The organism is Methylobacterium radiodurans, from assembly GCF_003173735.1.
GTDB classification, from domain to species: domain Bacteria; phylum Pseudomonadota; class Alphaproteobacteria; order Rhizobiales; family Beijerinckiaceae; genus Methylobacterium; species Methylobacterium radiodurans.
The window spans coordinates 846,092-864,832 of record NZ_CP029551.1; the positions used below are offsets into that span (position 1 = coordinate 846,092).

General features: G+C 73.3%; 20 protein-coding genes. 8 read left to right on the forward strand and 12 right to left on the reverse strand.

Going from position 1 to position 18,741, the window contains the following annotated elements:
- Positions 1–467 precede the first annotated feature (467 nt).
- Positions 468–1,820, reverse strand: a complete 1,353-nt coding sequence (rho, locus tag DK427_RS03795; RefSeq protein ID WP_109950107.1) for a transcription termination factor Rho — start codon at positions 1,818–1,820, stop codon at positions 468–470.
- 334 nt (positions 1,821–2,154) lie between these two features.
- Here rho and DK427_RS03800 point away from each other — a divergent pair, with 334 nt between their 5' ends.
- On the forward strand, positions 2,155–2,397 hold the full coding sequence (locus tag DK427_RS03800) for a hypothetical protein (RefSeq protein ID WP_109950108.1): 243 nt from the start codon (positions 2,155–2,157) through the stop codon (positions 2,395–2,397).
- Between the two features lie 4 nt (positions 2,398–2,401).
- On the opposite strand, the gene DK427_RS03805 is transcribed toward DK427_RS03800, so the two are convergent.
- From DK427_RS03805 to DK427_RS03815, 3 genes are read right to left on the reverse strand one after another with little or no spacing between them, the layout of a single operon-like run.
- The gene (locus DK427_RS03805) at positions 2,402–3,148 is read right to left on the reverse strand and encodes a Smr/MutS family protein (RefSeq protein ID WP_109950109.1); all 747 of its coding nucleotides are present in this window, start codon (positions 3,146–3,148) and stop codon (positions 2,402–2,404) included.
- Between the two features lie 9 nt (positions 3,149–3,157).
- Positions 3,158–4,372, reverse strand: a complete 1,215-nt coding sequence (gene mltA / locus DK427_RS03810) for a murein transglycosylase A (RefSeq protein ID WP_109950110.1) — start codon at positions 4,370–4,372, stop codon at positions 3,158–3,160.
- 19 nt (positions 4,373–4,391) lie between these two features.
- On the reverse strand, positions 4,392–5,105 hold the full coding sequence (locus DK427_RS03815) for a Tim44/TimA family putative adaptor protein (protein WP_109950111.1): 714 nt from the start codon (positions 5,103–5,105) through the stop codon (positions 4,392–4,394).
- Between the two features lie 490 nt (positions 5,106–5,595).
- Between DK427_RS03815 and secB the strand changes: the two genes are divergently transcribed.
- From secB to DK427_RS03830, 3 genes are all read left to right on the forward strand, one after another.
- Complete coding sequence (gene secB / locus DK427_RS03820; RefSeq protein WP_109950112.1) at positions 5,596–6,099, forward strand: protein-export chaperone SecB; 504 nt, start codon at positions 5,596–5,598, stop codon at positions 6,097–6,099.
- A 254-nt stretch (positions 6,100–6,353) separates the two neighbouring features.
- Complete coding sequence (locus DK427_RS03825; RefSeq protein ID WP_109950113.1) at positions 6,354–7,583, forward strand: MFS transporter; 1,230 nt, start codon at positions 6,354–6,356, stop codon at positions 7,581–7,583.
- Between the two features lie 182 nt (positions 7,584–7,765).
- Entirely contained in the window at positions 7,766–8,269 is a 504-nt protein-coding gene (locus DK427_RS03830; protein WP_109950114.1) for a DUF3429 domain-containing protein, read from the forward strand.
- A 78-nt stretch (positions 8,270–8,347) separates the two neighbouring features.
- Here DK427_RS03830 and mnmE read toward each other — a convergent pair whose 3' ends face one another.
- A complete protein-coding gene (gene mnmE, locus DK427_RS03835) occupies positions 8,348–9,658 on the reverse strand; it encodes a tRNA uridine-5-carboxymethylaminomethyl(34) synthesis GTPase MnmE (RefSeq protein WP_109950115.1) in 1,311 nt (436 codons plus the stop codon).
- A gap of 141 nt (positions 9,659–9,799) precedes the next feature.
- On the opposite strand from mnmE, the gene bla reads away from it, so the two are divergent.
- The 4 genes from bla (at position 9,800) to panC (ending at position 12,575) form a co-directional block, all read left to right on the forward strand.
- Positions 9,800–10,708, forward strand: coding sequence for a class A beta-lactamase (bla, locus tag DK427_RS03840; protein WP_425452590.1), 909 nt, complete (start codon positions 9,800–9,802; stop codon positions 10,706–10,708).
- A gap of 5 nt (positions 10,709–10,713) precedes the next feature.
- Positions 10,714–11,199, forward strand: a complete 486-nt coding sequence (ybaK, locus tag DK427_RS03845; protein WP_109950117.1) for a Cys-tRNA(Pro) deacylase — start codon at positions 10,714–10,716, stop codon at positions 11,197–11,199.
- Positions 11,200–11,278: 79 nt separating this feature from the next.
- The gene (locus DK427_RS03850; protein WP_109950118.1) at positions 11,279–11,626 is read left to right on the forward strand and encodes a hypothetical protein; all 348 of its coding nucleotides are present in this window, start codon (positions 11,279–11,281) and stop codon (positions 11,624–11,626) included.
- 97 nt (positions 11,627–11,723) lie between these two features.
- Positions 11,724–12,575 carry a pantoate--beta-alanine ligase gene (gene panC, locus DK427_RS03855; protein WP_281276975.1) on the forward strand — a complete coding sequence of 284 codons (852 nt, stop codon included), beginning with the start codon at positions 11,724–11,726 and terminating at the stop codon, positions 12,573–12,575.
- A gap of 12 nt (positions 12,576–12,587) precedes the next feature.
- Here panC and DK427_RS03860 read toward each other — a convergent pair whose 3' ends face one another.
- From DK427_RS03860 to DK427_RS03890, 7 genes are all read right to left on the reverse strand, one after another.
- Positions 12,588–13,871, reverse strand: a complete 1,284-nt coding sequence (locus DK427_RS03860; protein ID WP_109950119.1) for an extracellular catalytic domain type 1 short-chain-length polyhydroxyalkanoate depolymerase — start codon at positions 13,869–13,871, stop codon at positions 12,588–12,590.
- Between the two features lie 55 nt (positions 13,872–13,926).
- Positions 13,927–14,391, reverse strand: a complete 465-nt coding sequence (locus DK427_RS03865; protein ID WP_162559646.1) for a CopG family transcriptional regulator — start codon at positions 14,389–14,391, stop codon at positions 13,927–13,929.
- Positions 14,392–14,494: 103 nt separating this feature from the next.
- Entirely contained in the window at positions 14,495–15,220 is a 726-nt protein-coding gene (gene dnaQ, locus DK427_RS03870) for a DNA polymerase III subunit epsilon (RefSeq protein WP_109950120.1), read from the reverse strand.
- A 142-nt stretch (positions 15,221–15,362) separates the two neighbouring features.
- Positions 15,363–16,004: a dephospho-CoA kinase gene (gene coaE, locus DK427_RS03875; protein WP_109950121.1), complete on the reverse strand. Its 642-nt coding sequence runs from the start codon at positions 16,002–16,004 to the stop codon at positions 15,363–15,365.
- Entirely contained in the window at positions 16,004–16,840 is an 837-nt protein-coding gene (locus DK427_RS03880) for a shikimate dehydrogenase (protein WP_109950122.1), read from the reverse strand. Before DK427_RS03880 ends, coaE begins: the two co-directional genes overlap by 1 nt.
- Before the next feature lie 13 nt (positions 16,841–16,853).
- On the reverse strand, positions 16,854–17,864 hold the full coding sequence (locus DK427_RS03885) for a cation diffusion facilitator family transporter (protein WP_109950123.1): 1,011 nt from the start codon (positions 17,862–17,864) through the stop codon (positions 16,854–16,856).
- 12 nt (positions 17,865–17,876) lie between these two features.
- Positions 17,877–18,497, reverse strand: coding sequence for a Maf family protein (locus DK427_RS03890; protein WP_109950124.1), 621 nt, complete (start codon positions 18,495–18,497; stop codon positions 17,877–17,879).
- Between the last annotated feature and the right edge of the window lie 244 nt (positions 18,498–18,741).

Consider the following 18,741-nt stretch of genomic DNA (forward strand, 5'->3'; position numbering starts at 1 on the left):
GGGACCAGCATCTCTTCAGGTTCTTCGTGAGGTCGTGCATCGCTGCGACCTGTGCGGGCGTGAAGTTCGCTTGCTGCCCTTTCGACAGGATCGACAGCAGGTAAGCCGGCACCTTCGGCCCGTGATCGGCGACCATCACGCGGTAGCCGCCCGATCCGCCGAAGCGCACCTTTCGCATGCCGCCGGAGCCGCGGACCCGGTCGCCATCGCCGTTCGCCATCGCTCGGATCGGCCGCGACCTGATCGACGATCGCGGCACGCTCCGCATCGGTCACACCAAGCGTTCGGCACCGCGCGAGATAGGCCGATGTCTCGGCGACCGTGTGCAGCCTGTCCCCCATGCGCCAAGCTAGGATGGCGATCGACATGCGTCAGTGACGTAGGCGACAACGCATCCCGGAAAGCAGAAACGGCGCCGGACCCCGAGGGTCCGACGCCGCGCGAAGGCTTCAGCGATGCGACGCCGCTCAGGTGTTCATCGAGTCGAAGAAGTCGCCGTTGCTCTTGGTCTGGCGCAGCTTGTCGAGCAGGAACTCGATCGCGTCGGTGACGCCCATCGGGTTGAGGATGCGGCGCAGCACGTAGGTCTTCTTGAGCGCGTCCGGCGGGACCAGCAGCTCCTCCTTGCGGGTGCCGGAGCGGGTGATGTCGATGGCCGGGAAGATGCGCTTGTCCGAGACCTTGCGGTCCAGGATGATCTCGGAGTTGCCTGTGCCCTTGAACTCCTCGAAGATCACCTCGTCCATGCGCGAGCCGGTGTCGATGAGCGCGGTGGCGATGATCGAGAGCGAGCCGCCCTCCTCGATGTTGCGGGCGGCGCCGAAGAAGCGCTTCGGGCGCTGGAGCGCGTTGGCGTCCACGCCGCCGGTGAGCACCTTGCCGGAGGACGGCACCACCGTGTTGTAGGCGCGGCCGAGGCGTGTGATCGAGTCGAGCAGGATCACCACGTCGCGGCCGTGCTCGACCAAGCGCTTGGCCTTCTCGATCACCATCTCGGCGACCTGCACATGGCGGGTGGCCGGCTCGTCGAAGGTCGAGGCGATGACCTCGCCCTTCACCGAGCGCTGCATGTCGGTGACCTCCTCGGGACGCTCGTCGATGAGCAGCACGATGAGGTAGCACTCGGGGTGGTTGAGGGTGATCGACTGCGCGATGTTCTGCATCAGCACGGTCTTACCCGTGCGGGGCGGCGCCACGATCAGGGCGCGCTGGCCCTTGCCGATCGGTGCGACGATGTCGATGATGCGGGGGCTGAAGTCCTTCTTGGTCGGGTTCTCCAGCTCCAGCTTGAACCGCCGCGTGGGGAAGAGCGGCGTCAGGTTGTCGAAGTGGACCTTGTGCTTGATCTTCTCAGGCGACTCGAAATTGATCGTGTTGACCTTGAGGAGCGCGAAGTAGCGCTCGCCGTCCTTCGGTCCGCGGATCGGGCCCTCGACGGTGTCGCCGGTGCGCAGGCCGAAGCGGCGGATCTGGGTGGGCGAGATGTAGATGTCGTCCGGGCCCGGCAGGTAGTTCGAGTCGGAGGAGCGCAGGAAGCCGAAGCCGTCCTGCAGCACCTCGACCGTGCCGGAGCCGATGATCTCGATCTCCTTGGCAGCGAGCTGCTTCAGGATGGCGAACATCAGCTCCTGCTTGCGCATGGTCGAGGCGTTCTCGACCTCGACCTCCTCCGCGAAGGCGATGAGGTCGGTCGGCGTCTTGGCCTTGAGGTCCTGGAGCTTGACCTCCTTGACGCCGGCGAGCACCGCCGGGACGGGCGCCTGGGCAGCCGGCTCCTCGGTCTCGGGGGCGTCGGCGAAAGCGTCGGGATGTGCAGTCATGGAGTGTCTTGAACCGACGTGGGACGTGAGGGGGAAGATCGGGGACGTTCGGGATGGAAGATCCGGGCGTGGCAACGCGGAGGTTGATCCGCGCGGGCCTCGGGGTGAGGCACCGGACATCGGGCTCGCGTGTCGCGAGGGGACCCGTGGCATCGGTGAAACGGAGCCGCCTGGGCTCGCGGATGCGGTGCGGCGCTCGGTCTTTTGAGGAGGGCAACTGACGCATACAGCGTTTCCGCCGTCGGCTCAAGTCCCGGACCTGCTGGCTGCGAGCATCCAGAACCCGGAACCGCGGAGCGCGTTGAGCGAGGGTTTCCACCCTCTCGGATGTCCGATGCCGACACGCTTCGCCCACCGCGCGCTCCTGCTGGCGCCCGCTCTCCTCGTGGGCCTCGCGGTCCTGCCGGCCGGCCCGGCCGCCGCCGAGAGCCCGGCCAAGGCCTACCAGTACGGCCGGCAGCTCGGCGCCGCCTGCCGGCCGCCGCTGAAGTTCGCGGCCGGCGCCTGCGTGCGCCGCTGCCCGGCCGGCTTCGAGGACAACGGCCGGACCTGCCGCCGTCGCACCATGCGCTGGTGAGCGCTCAGCGACGCCGGAGCCGGACATAGAGGGCGCCCCCGCCGCCGTGGTGGCGGGCCGCCTCCTCGAAGCCCAGCACGAGGCCGCGCAGGTCCGGCCCGCGCAACCAGTGCGGCACGCTGCGGCGCAGGACGCCGCGCTCGGAGAACGGATCGGCGAAACCCTCTCCGCCCTTGCCCGTCACCACGAGGACGTGGGCGTGGCCGGCGGCGCGGGCGCGCATCAGGAAGCCGGTAAGCGCCGCGTGCGCCTCGCTCTGGATCATGCCGTGCAGGTCGATGCGCGCCTCCACCGCGAGGGTGCCGCGCCGCAGGGCGAGGCGTGCCTGCCGGTCCAGTCCGGCCGGCGGGCGCGGCGCCTGCGGTGGCGCCTGGTAGGGGGCGGCGCTCGGGGGCCGCGGCGCGGGCTTCGCCGGTGACGCGCCGGGCGCGGGATCGCGTGGGACCGTCGGAGCCTTGGAGACCTTGACGGTCGCGGCGCGCGCGGGGCGTTTTGCGGGCGCGGTCGCCGCCAACTCCTCCGCGAATTCCCGGGCCAGGGCACCCGCGGTGGGAGGGACCGGCATGCGGACGGAACTCTTCGCCGCACTCTTCGCGGCCGTGCCGACGGAGGGCTTGGCCGGCTCCATCTTCGCAGCCGGCTCCGCCTTCGGCCGGCCGCGGCCGCGCAGCGGCGTGATCAGCTTGGCGATCTCGGCCCAGAGGCGGGCTTCCTCGCCGGTGAGCGTCGGGGAGCGGCGCGGGCGGCGCATGGCGGCTCCTCAGCGCTCTGGCTCGGTGGCCGGCGGGGCGGCCTTGGGCAGCAGCACTACGAAGCCGACGGCGTCGCGCAGGTTGCCGGCGGCGATCCCGGCCTCCGCGCCGGTGCCGAGATAGAGGTCGCCCCGGGCCGGACCGACGATGGCCGAGCCCGTATCGGCCGCGACCACCAGCCGGCCGGTCTCCGAGGTCGCCGCGCCCGGCAGGCGCCCCTCCAGCCAGAACGGCAGGCCGTAGCGCCAGAGATTGGCATCGACCGCGATGCTGCGGCCGGGGCTGAGCGGCGCGCCGGCCGCCCCTTGCGGCCCGAGCGCCGGATCGGCCACGGGGGCGAGGCGGAAGAAGATGTAGGAGGCGTTGGCGCGGATCAGCCGGCGGGCGATCTCTGGGTTCTGCCGCATCCAGGCCGTCCAGCGGGCGAGCGTCAGCCCCTCCAGCGGCAGGTGGCCCTCCTGCACGATCAGCTTGGCCACCGCCGTGTAGGGCCGGCCGTTGCGCCCGTCGTAGAGCACGCGCACGCCGCTGCCGTCCGGCAGCCGCACCCGCCCCGAGCCCTGGACCTGCAGCACCAGAAGATCGACGGTATCCCGCAGCCAGAGCAGCGGGCGGGCGCGCTCGCCCAAGGCACCATCCTCGATCGCGGCGCGGTCCGGATAGGGCTCCAACCTTTCGCCGACCGCGCGGCCCGCCCGCAAGCCGGGATCGAGCCCGGGCCGCACCTCGCCGGGTGCGAGGCTGACGAGATCGTCTGGCCGGGCAAGGACGGGCGCGTCGTAGCCCGGCGCGCGGGTGAGCGAGCCCGCGAGTTCCGGCTCGAAATAGCCGGTGAGGAAGCCGGCGCGACGCTCCGGCTCGCCGCCCTCGGCCGGGCGCACCACCCGGTAGGCGTCGAAGCGCTCGGCGAAGAAGGCGCCGGCCCGCTCAGGCGGCGCGTCGGCCGCCAGCGCGCAGGCGGCGGCGAGGTCCGGCGCCGAGCCCGTGGCGGTTGGGGGAACGGGCGCGGCGGGGGCGGGCGCCGCGCAGACCCGCCGGAAGGCGTCGAGGGCGGCGGCCGGGTCGGGTCCGGGAAAGCCCGGTAGCGACGTGGTCGCGACCGGCTCCAGCACGGCGCCGCCGACGCGAAGCGGCCCGGCCGCTTGGGCGGCCGGGCCGGCGAGGAGCGTTCCGGTCAGGAGGGCGGCGCTGAGAAGGCGCCCTCCGCGTCTTGGGCGTGGCATCACCGCGTCACACGGGGGATCAGGCGCCCGCCTCGGTCGCGACGAGCTGCCAGTTCGGGTCGCGGGAGCCGAGCGTCCGGGCGAAGGTCCAGACATCCGGCACCTCGACCACGGTCTCGGCGCTGCCGTCGATGACCGCGCCGTTGGCGTCGCGGGTGGCGGTGATCAGGTTCGAGAGGAAGCGCACGGTGATCTGCGCGACGCGGTTGCGCACCTCGACCGCGACGATCTCGGCCTTGTCGATCGACACGAAGGTGGTCTCCAGCGTCTGCCGATTGCGCTCGCGCTCGGCGATGGCGCCCTCGAAGGCCTCTCCGACCTCCTTGGAGAGCAGGCTGCGCAGGGTCTTCCGGTCGCCCTTGGCGAAGGCGATCATGATCGCCTCGTAGGCGCTCTTGGCGCCCTCCAGGAAGGCGCGCGGGTCGAAGCTCGGCTCCGCCTGAACGGCCGCCTCCAGCCCGCGGGCGACTGCGGAGCCGGGCTCGGCGATGCCGCGCCAATCGCGGGCGGGCGGCGCCTGCGTCCGCTCGGGCGAGGCGCGGTCGGCACCGGGCAGGCGGACCACGTTGTCGCCCTCGCTGCGGGCCTGCGGCTCCGCGCGGCCCCGTTCCACCGGTTTGAACGGCGAGCGCTCGGTCCCCGTCTTCTGGCCGAGCACCGAGCGCAGGCGCCAGATCACGAAGACCGCAAGCGCCAGGAAGATGATGGTCGTGAGGTCGAAGGTATCCTGCATCACCGATCCGAGTGCCGGCCATTGCGGGCCGGCGTCCAGAGAATTCCGCGCGGGGATCCGTGAGAACCTAGCCCGCGGCGCCCCGTGAGAGTCCCCCGCGGAACGCCGCACCGTGGACCGGGCAGACGTCGCACGACACTGCTCTTACCCGACCGCCGCGCGAGGTGCGAGCCGGATTCGCCGGACGCGAGGCCCTGACGATCTCCGCCATATGGGACGAAGGCCCGGCCGGTTCCAGCCGCCCCGGCCCGCTTCCGTGCGTCGCGTCACCTCGGTCGCCCGCGGCCTGTCGTCCGAAGGGATGACTTGTGAGGGACGACTTGTGACGACGGCGACCCGGCGCCGGCCTGCTCGCTTGTTCCAGTGGAACGGGCATGTTAGCGGCCAGCCCGCCCGAAGCGCGGGCCGCGCGGCCCCGAATACCCGGCGCGCTTCGCACGACGGTGTCCGGCCCCGGCGCCGGCGCGACACTTTGAGGAGGATAACCGCCATGGCCGACTCTCCGGCTCCGAACGGCAACGGCGGCGCGCCGCAGGGCGAGGCTCCGCCCACCATCAACGCGCTGGCGCAGTACGCCAAGGACCTGTCGTTCGAGAACCCGAACGCGCCGCGCTCGCTCCAGCCCCAGGAGGGCCAGGGCCCGCAGATCAACATCCAGGTCAACGTCAACGCGCAGCAGCTCTCGGAGACCGACTTCGAAGTGGTGCTGGCGCTGGAGGGCGATGCCAAGGTCAACAACGAGGTGCTGTTCGCCTTCGACCTGAAATATGCCGGCATCTTCCGCATGCTCAACATCCCGGACGACCAGATGCACCCGGCAGTGATGATCGAGTGCCCGCGCCTGCTCTTCCCCTTCGCGCGCCAGATCGTCGCCGAGGCGGTGCGCAACGGCGGCTTCCCGCCCCTCTACATCGACCCGATTGATTTCGTCGGTCTCTACCGCCAGCGCGCCTTCGAGGCCCAGCAGCAGGCCGGCGGCCCGCTCGCCTCCTGATCCGCCGCGCGACGGTCCGACGAGCCTCACAACCCCGGCCCCACCCGCGGCCGGGGTTTTTCGTGCGCCGATCCAAGTTGCCGATGAAAGGACCGTTCGATGGGTCCGTTTCGGCCCCTCCGGCGTTCCTCCCAGCGCCGCCACGCTTCGGCGTGGCCCCTTCGCCGCACTTGGCCGCACCCCGCCGCGGCCGGGCTTGACCGTGCGGCAGCGCGGCACAGGTCCCGCCCCTGACGCCGGAACCCCAGGATCGCATGCTCGCCACCCATCACCTCGCCCTGATCAACGTCTTCACCGGCGATATCCAGGGCGGGCTCGGGCCATTTCTCGGGACATGGCTCGCGGAGGCGGCGCAGTGGAGCCCGGCGCGGGTCGGCTTCGTCACGACGCTCGTGGGTGTCGGCGCGCTGCTGCTCAGCGGGCCCTTCGGGGCCCTGGTCGACCGGCTCGGGCGCCCGCGCCTCCTGATCGGCATCGCCTGCGCGGCGATCCTCGGCGGGACTTTGCTGCTGCTCCCGGCCCGCAGCGTGCCGGGAGTGTTCGCGGCGCAGATGCTGGCGGCGGCCGGCGGGACCCTGCTGCTGCCCGCCGTGACCGCGCTGACGCTCGGAATCGTCGGCAAGGAGCGCTTCCCGAAGCAGCAGGGCCGCAACCAGGCCTTCAACCATCTCGGCATCCTGCTGGCGGCCGGGCTGATCAGCCTGGGCACGGGCTGGTTCGGGCCGGCGGTCGCCTTCTGGGTGCTCGGCGGCATGGCGGTGCTGGCGATCGTCGCCACCGCGACCACGCCCGGCCACTGCTACAACGAGCGCCGGGCGGTCGGCTGGAAGGAGGATGCGGACGACAAGCCGCAGCGGGCCGGCCTGATGAGCGTGTTCGGCAACCGCAAGCTCCTGGTGCTGGCGGTGGCGCTGGCCCTGTTCAACCTCGGCAACGGCGGCATGCTATCGCTGCTCGGCCAGAAGCTGGTGGCGACCGCCGCCGACGCGACCAGCTGGACCGCGCGCTACGTGATGGTGGCGCAGCTCGTGATGGTGCCGGTGGCCCTCTTCGCCGGCTCGCTCGCCGACCGCAGCGGGCGCCGCAAGCTCCTGATGCTCGCCATCGCCGTGCTGCCGGTGCGCGCGGCGCTCTCCGCCTTCATCGACGACCCGTACTGGCTGATCCTCGCCGAGATCCTCGACGGCGTCGGCTCCGGCATCGTCGGAGTGGCGGTGCCGGTCGTGGTCGCCGACCTGACCTGGGGCTCGGGCCGCACCCAGACTGCGCTCGGCGCCCTCAACGCGGTGCAGGGCATCGGCGGTGCCCTCTCGGCGTGGTACGGAGGGCTCGCCCAACAGCTCCTGGGCTGGACCGGGTCGTTCCTGGCGCTTGGAGCGCCCGCCCTCGCGGCGCTGGCGCTGGTCGTCTGGCTCGACGCCACGCCCGAGCCAGGCCGGCGATCCCGGCGGCGTCAGGCCCGATCCGCGCCTCACCCGGCCTGAGCCGGCTTGACCCGGCCTCACGAAATGTCGAGACCCGGAACCCTAGCAGTCCGGGCCTGTTGCGCCCGAGATGCCCGCTTCGGGCCGCTCCGATCGGACGCGGCCCGAGGCACCTGTCTTGCCGCGCTCCCGCGCCGAACCGGCATCCGCGGCGACGGAGAGCGCTCCAGCCCGAGGCCCAGATGCTCGAGAATGCCACCGGCCGCACGCTGATCACCGAGGAGCCGCGCGAGACGCCCTGGCTCAGCGTCGTCTTCGGCTACGGGCCGATGCTGCCCTTCGTGGCCGGCGCGGCCGGCGCGTGGTGGCAGCGGGGCGCGCTCGATTTCCTGATCACGCTGGTCACCATCCTGTACGGCGCCGCGATCCTGCTGTTCCTCTCGGGCGTCCGCCGCGGCGTGAGCTTCCGGACCGAGGGCGGCCCGACCGTGGCGCAGATCGCCACGATGCTCGGCCTGTTCTGCTTAGGGTTCGGCGCCCTCCTGACGGGGGTGATCCAGGGCAAGCAGGACATCGCCCTCGACATGCTCATCGCGGGTTTCGTGGCGATCGCGATCCTCGACCCGATCGCGGCGCGCCGGGGCGAGGCGCCGCTCTTCTTCGCGCGGCTGCGCCCGCTGCAGATACCGATCGCGATCCTCAGCCTCGTCGCGCTGCTCGTGCTGAAGCTGATGTCGCCCTACTGACCGGGTGGCGACCGAAAGCCGTTCGTTTCACGTGAAACGAACGGTTCACCATACCGGCCCGGCCTCGCGCCTCGCTTGTCACTTTCCGATGCAGAAGCTGGAGAACAAGCGGTCCAGCACGGCCTCGACGCTGACCCGGCCGCTGACCTCGCCGAGCGCGCGGGCGGCGAGCCGGAGATCCTCCGCCACGAGTTCCGGCGGCGCCGCCGCGCCGGCCCCGACGACCCGGTCGAGATGGGCGGCACAGCGGGTGAGGGCCTCCCGGTGGCGCTCGCGGGTGACGATGCCCTCGCCGCCGATCGCCGCCTCCGCCCGCGCCCGGATCGCCTCCAGCAGGGCGTCCATCCCGGAGCCGGTCAGCGCCGAGATCGCGAGCGTGCCGGCGGCGTCCGCCGCCACGCCGAGATCCGCCTTGGTCCGCACGCGGAGGATCTCGGCCGCCTCGGTCAGCGTCTTCGCCCCGTCCCCCGCGTCGAGCAGCACGACGAGATCGGCCTGAGCGATCCGGCGCCGGGTGCGGGCGATGCCCTCCGCCTCGAGCGCGTCCTCGGTCTCGCGCAGGCCGGCCGTGTCCACGAGCAGCACGGGGAGGCCGCCGAGGTCGAGCCGCACCTCGATGACGTCGCGGGTCGTGCCGGGCCGGTCGGAGACGATCGCCGCGTCGCGCCGGCTCAGCGCGTTGAGCAGCGTCGACTTGCCGGCATTCGGCGCGCCCGCGAGGACCACGGTGTAGCCCTCGCGCAGGCGCTCGCCCCGGCGCCCGTCGGCGAGCGCCGCCGCGACCGCGTCGCGCACCGCCGCCGCCCGCCGGATCAGGGCCCGGTCGAGGGCCGCGTCGTCCACGTCGCCCTCGTCGGAGAAGTCGAGCGCCGCCTCGGCGCCCGCGAGGCAGGTGAGAATCTCCTCCCGCCACGCCTCGACCTGGCGCCCGAGCGCGCCGTCGAGCTGCCGCAGGGCCTGCCGGGCCTGGGCCGCCGTCTCGGCCTCGATCAGGTCGGCGACCCCTTCGGCCTCGGTGAGGTCCATGCGGCCGTTGAGCACCGCGCGCCGCGTGAAGGCGCCGGCCTCGGCCGGGCGGCAGCCGGGCAAGCCGGCAAGGACCCGGATCACGCCGGCGCGCACCGCGGCGCCGCCGTGCAGGTGCAGCTCGGCCATGTCCTCGCCGCTGAAGGTGCCCGGTCCCGGCATCCAGCAGACCAGCGCCTTGTCGAGCACGGCGCCGTCCCCCGGGTCGCGCAGGGTCCGCAGGGCGAGGCGGCGGGGCGGCGGCAGCGTTCCACTCAAGGTCGTCAGCACGGCCGCGCAGGCCGGGCCGCTGAGCCGGATCACCGCGACCGCCGCCCGCCCGAAACCGCTCGCCGGCGCGAAGATGGTGCTCTGGTCGTCCATGCGCCGTTGCTCCCGGAACCCGGGCGGGCTCTACCACACCCCGCGGCGCGGCGTGCGGCACGGCACCGTCGCGGCGGAGACCCGGTGCAGAATGACGCGCCGCCGTGGCGGCTTGAAGGGGGAGGACGGATCATGACCCATCTGGGTTCGGGGCCCACGCGCCGCGGCGTCTCCGGCTGGATCGGCGGCGGTCTCGCACTCGCGGCCACAGGGCCGCTCCAGGCGGCTGGCCCGGAGGCAGCGCCCGCGGCGCGCCTCGCGGCGCTCGCCGCACGGGTCGGCGGGCGCGTCGGCGTGGCGCTGCGCGACACCGCGATCGGCGAGACCCTGCTGTCCCTGCGCGCGGAGGAGCGCTTCCCGCTCTGCAGCACCTTCAAGGTGCTCGCCGCCGCCGCGATCCTGGCGCGCGTCGAGCGGGGGGCCGAGCGCCTGGAGCGCGCGCTGCCGCTCGGCCCGGAGGACCTCCAGAGCTACGCGCCCGTCGCCCGCGCCAAGGTCGAGGCGGCCGGCGGCCGGACCGCGATGACCGTGGAGGAGGCTTGCGCCGCCGCGCTCCTCTGGAGCGACAACACTGCCGCGAACCTCCTGCTCGCCGCGCTCGGCGGCCCGGGGGCGCTCACCGCCTTCCTGCGGGAGCAGGGCGACGCGACCACCCGCCTCGATCGCACGGAGCCCGACCTGAACACCGCGATCCCGGGCGACCCGCGCGACACCACGACCCCCGCCGCGATGGCCGCGACCCTCGACCGGCTGTTGCTGGGCGACGGCCTCGCCCCGGCCTCCCGGGCGCGGCTGGAGGGCTGGATGGTCGAATCGCGCACCGGGCTGAAGCGCCTGCGCGCGGGCCTGCCCGCCGCCTGGACGGTCGGCGACCGCACCGGAACCGGCGAGAACGGCACCGCCAACACGGTGGCCCTGCTGCGCCCGCTGGGGCGTGCGCCACTGATCGCGACGGTCTACATCACCGGGTTGGACGGGCCGGTCGAGGCGCGCGACGCGCCTCATGCCGAGATCGGCCGGATCGTCACGGCGCGCGTCGCAGGATCCTGAACCCCATGGCCAAGGCCACACCCGCCACCCGGGCGCTCGACAGGCTGGGCATCCCCTACAGCCTGCACGCCTACGCCTACGACCCGGAGGCGCCGCGCATCGGCCTCCAGGCCGCCGAGGCGCTCGGCGTCGGCCCGGACCGGGTACTCAAGACCCTGATGGCCGCGGTGGACGGCAAGCCGGTCTGCCTGCTCGTCGCCTCCGACCAGGAGGTCAGCATGAAGCGGGTCGCCGCGGCCTTCGGGGGCAAGGCCGCCGCGATGCTCAAGGTGCCCGACGCCGAGCGCCTGACCGGCTACCATGTCGGCGGCATCAGCCCGCTCGGGCAGAAGAAAGCGGTGCCGACCCTGGTCGATGCCGGCTCCCTGGCGCCGGAGGGGGAGATCCGCGAGGAGGTCTACGTGAACGGCGGCGGGCGGGGGCTCCAGATCCGCATCCGCCCCGACGACCTCCTGCGGGCGCTGGGCGCGCGCACGGCCGCGCTGATCTGAGGGTTAACCGCGCGTTTACCTCGATCCCGACAGGTTCGGCGGGATGCCGGAGCGGGGCGCGGGTGAGGTTCAGGAACGGATGCGCGCGCACCTCGCCCTCGGCCTCCTTCTGCTCGGGGCCTCGCCCCTCGGCGCGGCCGACCTCCTCGGACGACCTCCCGTTCCGGCGGGAGCCGGACCACGCTGCGGCGCGCCGCGCTACTTCCCCCGCGGCGAGGGCGACGAGGTGGTGCCGCGCTGCGCCGCCCCCATCCCCGCGCCGGTCGGCTGTGTGCCGCGGCGGGTGCCGGTACCGACGAACGCGCCCGGCGATCCGAGCTATGTCGGGTCGGCCTACGGCCTGGGCAAACCGAGCTACTACGGCTTCACCCCGCCGCTCGGCTGGGACGACCCGTTCGACCGCGCCGTGCTGCCGTACTGTCCCTGAGGGGATGCTCCTATGAGGTCACCGCCGACGGGCGGGCTGGTGCGGCACGGAAGGGCGGATTAAGTCACCGGCACCGTCCGAGCCGGAGCCCTGTCCCGTGTCGCGTTCCCCCCTGCCGCCGCACCGCTTCTCCGATCCCGACGCCATGCGGGCGCAGGTCGCGGCGTGGCGCGCGGCCGGCGAGCGGGTCGTCTTGGTGCCGACCATGGGTGCGCTGCATGCCGGCCACCTCGCCCTGGTGGCGGAGGCCCGGCGCGAGGGCCGGGCTGTCGTCAGCATCTTCGTGAACCCGACCCAGTTCGGCCCGAGCGAGGACTTCTCCCGCTACCCGCGGGACGTGGAGGCCGATCTCGCCCGCCTCGCCGAGGCCGGCGCGGACGCCGCCTGGACGCCCGAGGTCGTCACCATGTACCCGCCGGGCTTCGCCACCCGCATCGAGGTCGCCGGGCTGACGGACGGGCTGTGCGGCGCCTTCCGGCCCGGCCATTTCTCGGGCGTCGCCACGGTGGTGACGAAGCTCCTTAATCAGGTCCGGCCCGACGTCGCGCTGTTCGGCGAGAAGGATTTCCAGCAACTGCAGGTGATCCGGCGCGCCGTGGCGGATCTCGACATGGGCATCGAGATCCGCGGCGTGCCGACGATCCGCGAGGCGGACGGCCTCGCCCTCTCCTCGCGCAACCGCTACCTCACACCGGAGGAGCGCTCCGCCGCGCCGCGGCTCCACGCGGTGCTCGCCGCCGTGGCCGCCGCCGCGCGCAACGGGGCCGAGACGGCGGAGGCCTGCGCCTCCGGCATCGCCGAGCTGGAAGCGGCGGGCTTCCGGGTGCAGTACCTCGCGGTCTGCGACGCCGGCACGCTGGAGCCCGTGGCCCGCGTCGCGGGACCGGCCCGCGTCCTGGCGGCGGCCTATCTCGGCCGCACGCGCCTCATCGACAATCTGCCCGTCTAGAGCACGCTGTTCTCAGATCCGATCCGGCAGCCGGTGCTGGGCGAAGAAGTCGAGCATCGCCCGGGAGGCGTCCGGCCCGCGTGGGTCGGTGTAGCTGCCGCGCGGGCTGCCGCCCGACCAAGCGTGGCCGGCCCCGCGCACGCGCCAATCCTCCACCAGGACGCGGCCGGACCGGTCGCGGTAGCGGGTGCGGGTGTAGGGATGCCCCTCCGCCCGGATGCGCTCGGGCGCGGCGTCGAGGTCCGCGATCCCCGCCTGTGCCAGGACGAGATCCGCGTTGCGGGCGCTCACCGTGCCGTCCTCGTCGCCGTGGAACACAATGGTCGGCAGGCGCCCCCCGGATCCCCCGGAGCCGGAAACCTCGCTGCCCGCCGCGCCGGACCGCATCGCCATCAGGGCGGAGGGGAGGTCCCAGGCGCAGCCCGCCGCCAACCCAGAATGGACGCCGACCGCCGCGTAGAGGTCCGGATAGGCGCGGGCGACGTTCACGGCCGCGGCGCCCCCAGCCGAGAGGCCGGCGATATAGACCCGGGCCGGGTCGATCGCGTGCTCGGCCATGATCGCGCGGGTCAGGCCCGCGATGATCGCCGATTCGCCGGCCTCGCGGCCCTGGTCGCGCGGCTCGAACCAGTTCCAGCAGCGCTGGCCGTTGGCGCGGCGCGACTGGCCCGGATAGACGACGTAGAGCCCGTCGCGCTCCGCCAGGGCGTTCATGCCGGTGCCCAGGGCGAAATCCTCGGGCGTCTGGGTGCAGCCGTGCAGCATGACCACGAGCGGCGCGGGCCGGCGGGGCCGGCTCGGGACGAAGAGCTTGTAGTCGCGCTCACCCGCCGTGCAGGCGAAGTGACCGTCCGCGAAGCCGCCACCGGGACCCGGATCGGGTGTGTGGGTTGCCGGTTGCGCAGGGCCGGGCGCTCGGGCCGAGCCGGGCAGGTGGTCGAGGCCGAGCCCCTCCAGACCCTTCAGCACCGGCGCCATGCCACGCCCCAGCCCCCGCACGACGCCCTCGACCGCCGCGCGCACCCGCTCGGGCGAGAGCGCGGACTGGGCGGGTTCAGGGGAAGCCACCCCCGGGGTGTCCGTACCCCGTGCGGGTGGCGGCAGGGCGGGGGTGCCGGCAGGCGCAGCGGCAGGAGCCGCGTTCTGGGCCGAGCCCTGTGCCGGACGGTTGCCGAGACCGAGCAGGGTCCGCTGGATCAGCGCCGTCGATTCCTCCAGGCGACCGAGGCCCGTCAGGCGCGTCGCCTCGAACATGGCCTCGAGAGGGGCCTGCCTCCGATGGTCGGAGTCGGTCATGGGGGGGCCTCGCGGTTCGGTGGAGCGGGATGCGGCGAAGGTTTTGGTGCGCGTCTCAGCGCAACCGGTCGGCGAGGGCGGCCCGGACCGGGGGACTGGCCTGCAGGCTGCCCAGCACCTCCAGGGAGGCGATGGCCGCGCGGGCGAGATCGGGGGTGACGTCATGCGCGATGCTGGCGAGGCCGAGCACGCGGATGTCGAGGCGGCGCCCCTCGGCCAGCGCAGCCTCCAGGTCGGCGCGCGCGATCCGGCGCAGGCCGAGCTCCACGCTGCGCCGCGCCAAGGACTGGCGCGTCACCTCGGCGTGGCGCTCGATCTGGTTGCGGATCGCGGTGCGGATGAAGTCGCTGCGGTTGGCGTAGACACCCTCGGCCACCAGCAGGTCGACATGGCCGAGATCGATCGGGCCGAGATTGATCGTGATCTTCTCGCTCTCGCCGATCCGCGCCTGCGCGCGCCCCTCGGGCCGGGCCGCTTCGGGTGTCGGATCAAGCGGCCTCTCGATCGACAGGTCGAGCATCGAACCATCCTCTCACCATCCAGGTGGATGGATATGGGATGTTCGTTGTGCGCCGCAATAGGCCGTGACGCAGTGCAGCAACGACGCGAGCGCCGGGCACGTCTCAGGCCGGCTCGTCGGCCCCGATATACTCCGACCAGATCGCGCTCGCGCCCAGGCTCGCCCGGAACGCGTCGTGCCGCGCACGCTCCTCCGCGGTGAGGCGCGCACGGTACGGCCGGGGACCGCGATCGCGCGGGCCCGCCTCGCCGGACGCGGCCTCCGATCCTCGCTCCTCGACGGCCGCGCCGAGGGCGAGGCCGGTCTGCTTCCCGCCGAGCAGCTCGACATAGACCTCGGCCAGGATCTGCGCGTCGAGGAGCGCGCCATGCTTGGTGCGGCGGCTGCGGTCGATGCCGTAGCGGTTGCACAGCATGTCGAGGCTGTTGCCCGCGCCCGGATGCTTCTTGCGGGCGAGGATCAGCGTATCGACCACGTCCTCCAGCCGGATCGGCGGCGGGGCGACAGCGCCCAGCCGGCCGTACTCCATGTTGAGGAAGCCGACGTCGAAGGGCGCGTTGTGGATCACCAGCGGGGCGTCGCCACAGAAGGCCACGAAGTCGGAGACGATGTCGGCGAAGAGCGGCTTGTCGGCGAGGAACGCGTCGGACAGCCCGTGCACCGCGAAGGCGTCCGGATGCACCGCCCGCTGCGGATTGACGTAGCGGTGGAAGGTGCGCCCGGACTGCACGTGGTTGACGAGCTCGACGCAGCCGACCTCGATCAGGCGGTCGCCGTTCTTCGCGTCCGTGCCGGTGGTCTCGGTGTCGAGAACGATTTCGCGCAGCATTGTCCAGCACCCGTGGCCCGGCCGAGCCTAACGGATAAGCGCGGCCGGGTTAACCGAGTGCGCGGCGTAGGCGGGCGTAGGACTGGGTGTCGTCCGCCACAGCCTTCCCTGCGGAGGGGCGGGGCGTCAGGGGGCCCGGGCGTCAGGCGGGAGCCGGACACGTTTCCCCGTCCCGTGCGCCCGTTCCACCGACCGCCGCGATCACTCGGTCCACTTCGGCCTCCGCCACGGCGAAGCCCCGGCTCGTGTCGATCACGAAATCGGCCCTCGCCCGCTTCTCGGCGTCCGGCATCTGCTTGGCGAGAATCGCCTCAAGGGCGGCCTCGGTCATGCCGGGGCGGGCGAGCACCCGGGCGCGCTGCACCGCGGGCGGCGCGGTGACCACCAGCACCGCGTCGCAGCGGCCCTCGCCCCCGGTCTCGTAGAGGAGCGGGATGTCGAGGAGCACCAGTGGCGCCTCGGCGTGGCGCGCGAGGAAGTCCCGCGCCACTTGCCCGACGAGGGGATGCACGATGCGCTCCAGCGCGGCCAGCCGCTCCGGCCGTTCGAGCACTGCCGCGCGCAGGGCGGCGCGGTCCACCGAACCATCGGACGCCAGGGTGCCGGGGAAGGCCGCGCCGATCGCCGTGGCCGCCGCGCCGCCCGGCCCGTAGAGGCGGTGCACGGCGGCGTCCGCGTCGTGGACCGGCACGCCGCGCGCCGCGAACATCGCCGCCGTCGCCGACTTGCCCATGCCGATGGAGCCGGTGAGGCCGAGCACGAAGGGGCGGCGCGGGCCGCTCATCACGATGCCAGATCGGCGACGATCGCCGCGCGCAGCTCCGGCGTCACGGCTGGGCGTAGGCCGAACCAGGTCTCGAAGCCGGGCACCGCCTGGTGCAGCAGCATACCGAGACCGTCGACCGCCGCGAGGCCGCGGGCGCGGGCGGCGGCGAGCAGCGGCGTCTCCAGCGGCGCGTAGACGATGTCGGCGACCGCCGCCCGCGCCGGCAGGGGCGCGAGGTCGAGCACGAGCGGCGGCTGCCCCTTCATGCCGAGCGCGGTGGTGTTCACGAGGAGGCCCGTGTTGTGGAGGGCGGCCGGGATCTCCGCCCAGGGCAGCGCCTCCGCGATTCCGGGCGCGAGCGCCGCCACGGCCTCGGCGCGCTCGGGGCTGCGGTTGGCGACGCGAATCCGCGCGAGCCCGCGCTCGGCGAGCCCGACGACGACGGCGCGCGCCGCCCCGCCGGCGCCGAGCACCAGCGCGGTGCCGCCGGTGCGGTCCGGCCAGTCCGCCCCGAGGCTCTGGTCGAGATGGGCGACGAAGCCCGGCGCGTCGGTGTTGTCGCCCAGGATCGTGCCGTCCGGCCGGACCACCAGCGTGTTGACGGCGCCGATGCGCTCCGCCCGCGGCGTCAGCGCATCGCTGAGTGCGTGCGCCGCCTCTTTGTGTGGGATCGTGACATTGCCGCCCGCATATCCGGAGGTGGCTAAATCACGTACGAAGCCGGCGAAACCCTCGGGCGCCACGTCCACGCGCTCGTATGTGCCCGCGATCCCGTGCAGGGCGAGCCAGTGCCCGTGGATCAGCGGGGAGCGCGAGTGGGCGATCGGGTGTCCGACGACGAAGGCGCGTCTCATCGAGAGGGTCCGGTCACGGGTGGCAGGCCGCGTCGAGCCGGCAGGGCGGACCGCCAGCCTCCTCGATCTGCAGGGTGGCGTGGGCGATGCCGAAGCGGGCGCGCAGGCCCTCCGCGGCCTCGACGAGGAAGTGGTTGCCCGGGTGGCTCCCTGCCATCACCAGATGGGCCGTGAGCGCCGTCTCGGTCGTGCTCATCGGCCAGATATGGAGGTCGTGCAGCCCGCTCACGTTCGGCCGCGCACGGAGCCAAGCGGCCACCGCCTCCGGGTCGATGCCGGGCGGCACCGCGGCGAGCGACATCGCCACGCTGTCGCGCAGGAGGCCCCAGCTCGCCCAGACGATCAGCCCGCCGATGGCGAGGGTGACCGCTGGATCGATCCAGGTCCAGCCCGTGAGCCAGATCGCGAGGCCCGCCAGCACGACCCCGGCCGAGACCGCGGCGTCGGCCACCATGTGCAGGAAGGCGCCGCGGATGTTGATGTCGCCCTTGGCGCCCGAGGCGAAGAGCCAGGCGGTAAGGCCGTTGATCAGGATGCCGATGCCGGCCACCACCATCACGGTCACGCCCGCGACGGGCTCGGGATGGACGAGGCGCCAGGCGGCCTCCCACAGGATGGCGCCGACCGCGACGAGCAGGAACACCCCGTTGAACAGGGCGGCCAGGATCGACGAGCCGCGCAACCCGTAGGTGAAGCGCGCGCTCGGGCGCCGCCGCACCAGCACCGAGGCGGTCCAGGCGACGAGGAGGCCGAGCACGTCCGAGAGGTTGTGGCCGGCATCCGCCACCAGCGACATCGCGTTGCTGGCCCAGCCGTAGCCGGCCTCGACCGCCACGAAGGCGGTGTTCAGCCCGATGCCGAGCGCGAAGGCGGTGCCGAAGCTCGCCGGCGCGTGGCTGTGCCCCGCGCCGCCGTGGCTGTGACCGTGGCTGTGACTATGACTGTGCCGGCGGACGCCCGACCCGGTCCCGGAGCCGTGATCCGCGTGGTGGTCGTGCGCGCCGTGATCGTGGTGATCGTCCAAGCGGAACGCTCCTCAGAACCGCAGCCAGCCGTCGGCGCGCAGATGCGCCAGCAGCGGCAGGAGCGGCAGGCCCAGGATCGTGCTGTGCTCGCCCGCGACCGCCTCGAACAGGTGGATGCCGAGCCCTTCGAGCTGGTAGCCGCCGACGCTCGCGCAGACCCGGGCCTCCCCCGCGCAGGCCACATAGGCCGCGATCTGGCGCTCATCGAGGGGACGAACGGTGAGGCTCGCCGTCTCGACGCCGCCCGCCACGATCGCGCCCCCGTGCGCCAGCACGTAGGCGGCGTGGAGCTGGTGGGTGCGGCCCGCCAGCCGAGCGATCTGGGCGCGTGCGGCCTCGGCGTCGGTGGGCTTGTGGAGGACGTGCCCATCCAGAGCTAGCACCTGGTCGGCGCCGACGACGATCCGGTCCGGGCGGCGGCGCGCCACCGCCAGGGCCTTGGCCTCGGCGAGCCGCCGGGCGAGGTCGGCGGGCGGCAGGCCAGCGCTCTCCGCCTCGACCGCGCGCTCGTCCACCTCCGGCGCCTCGGTCTCGACGGCGAGCCCGGCCCCTTCGAGGAGGGCGCGGCGAGTCGGGCTGGTGGAGGCGAGGAGAAGCGGCTTCGGGCCGAGCCAGGGCGAGGACGGGGTCATCGGCCCAGTGTCACGGATCACGGCGCTGCCGCAAGCAGCAGCGCGGTTCCGCTAGCAAGCGGGCCGCGAACCCCGCCGCCCCGAGGAGGGAAGGGGCGGCGAGGCTGCCGGGGAGCCGGTACGCGACGTGGCCCCTGAGCCCAAGCTGCCAGGACGGGGTTAGCCAAAGGTCAACGGAGAGCGCGGGCGGTGTCCCCATCCGGGCGAGTGGCGCGGTATCCAGACGCGGTACTCTAAACGGTCG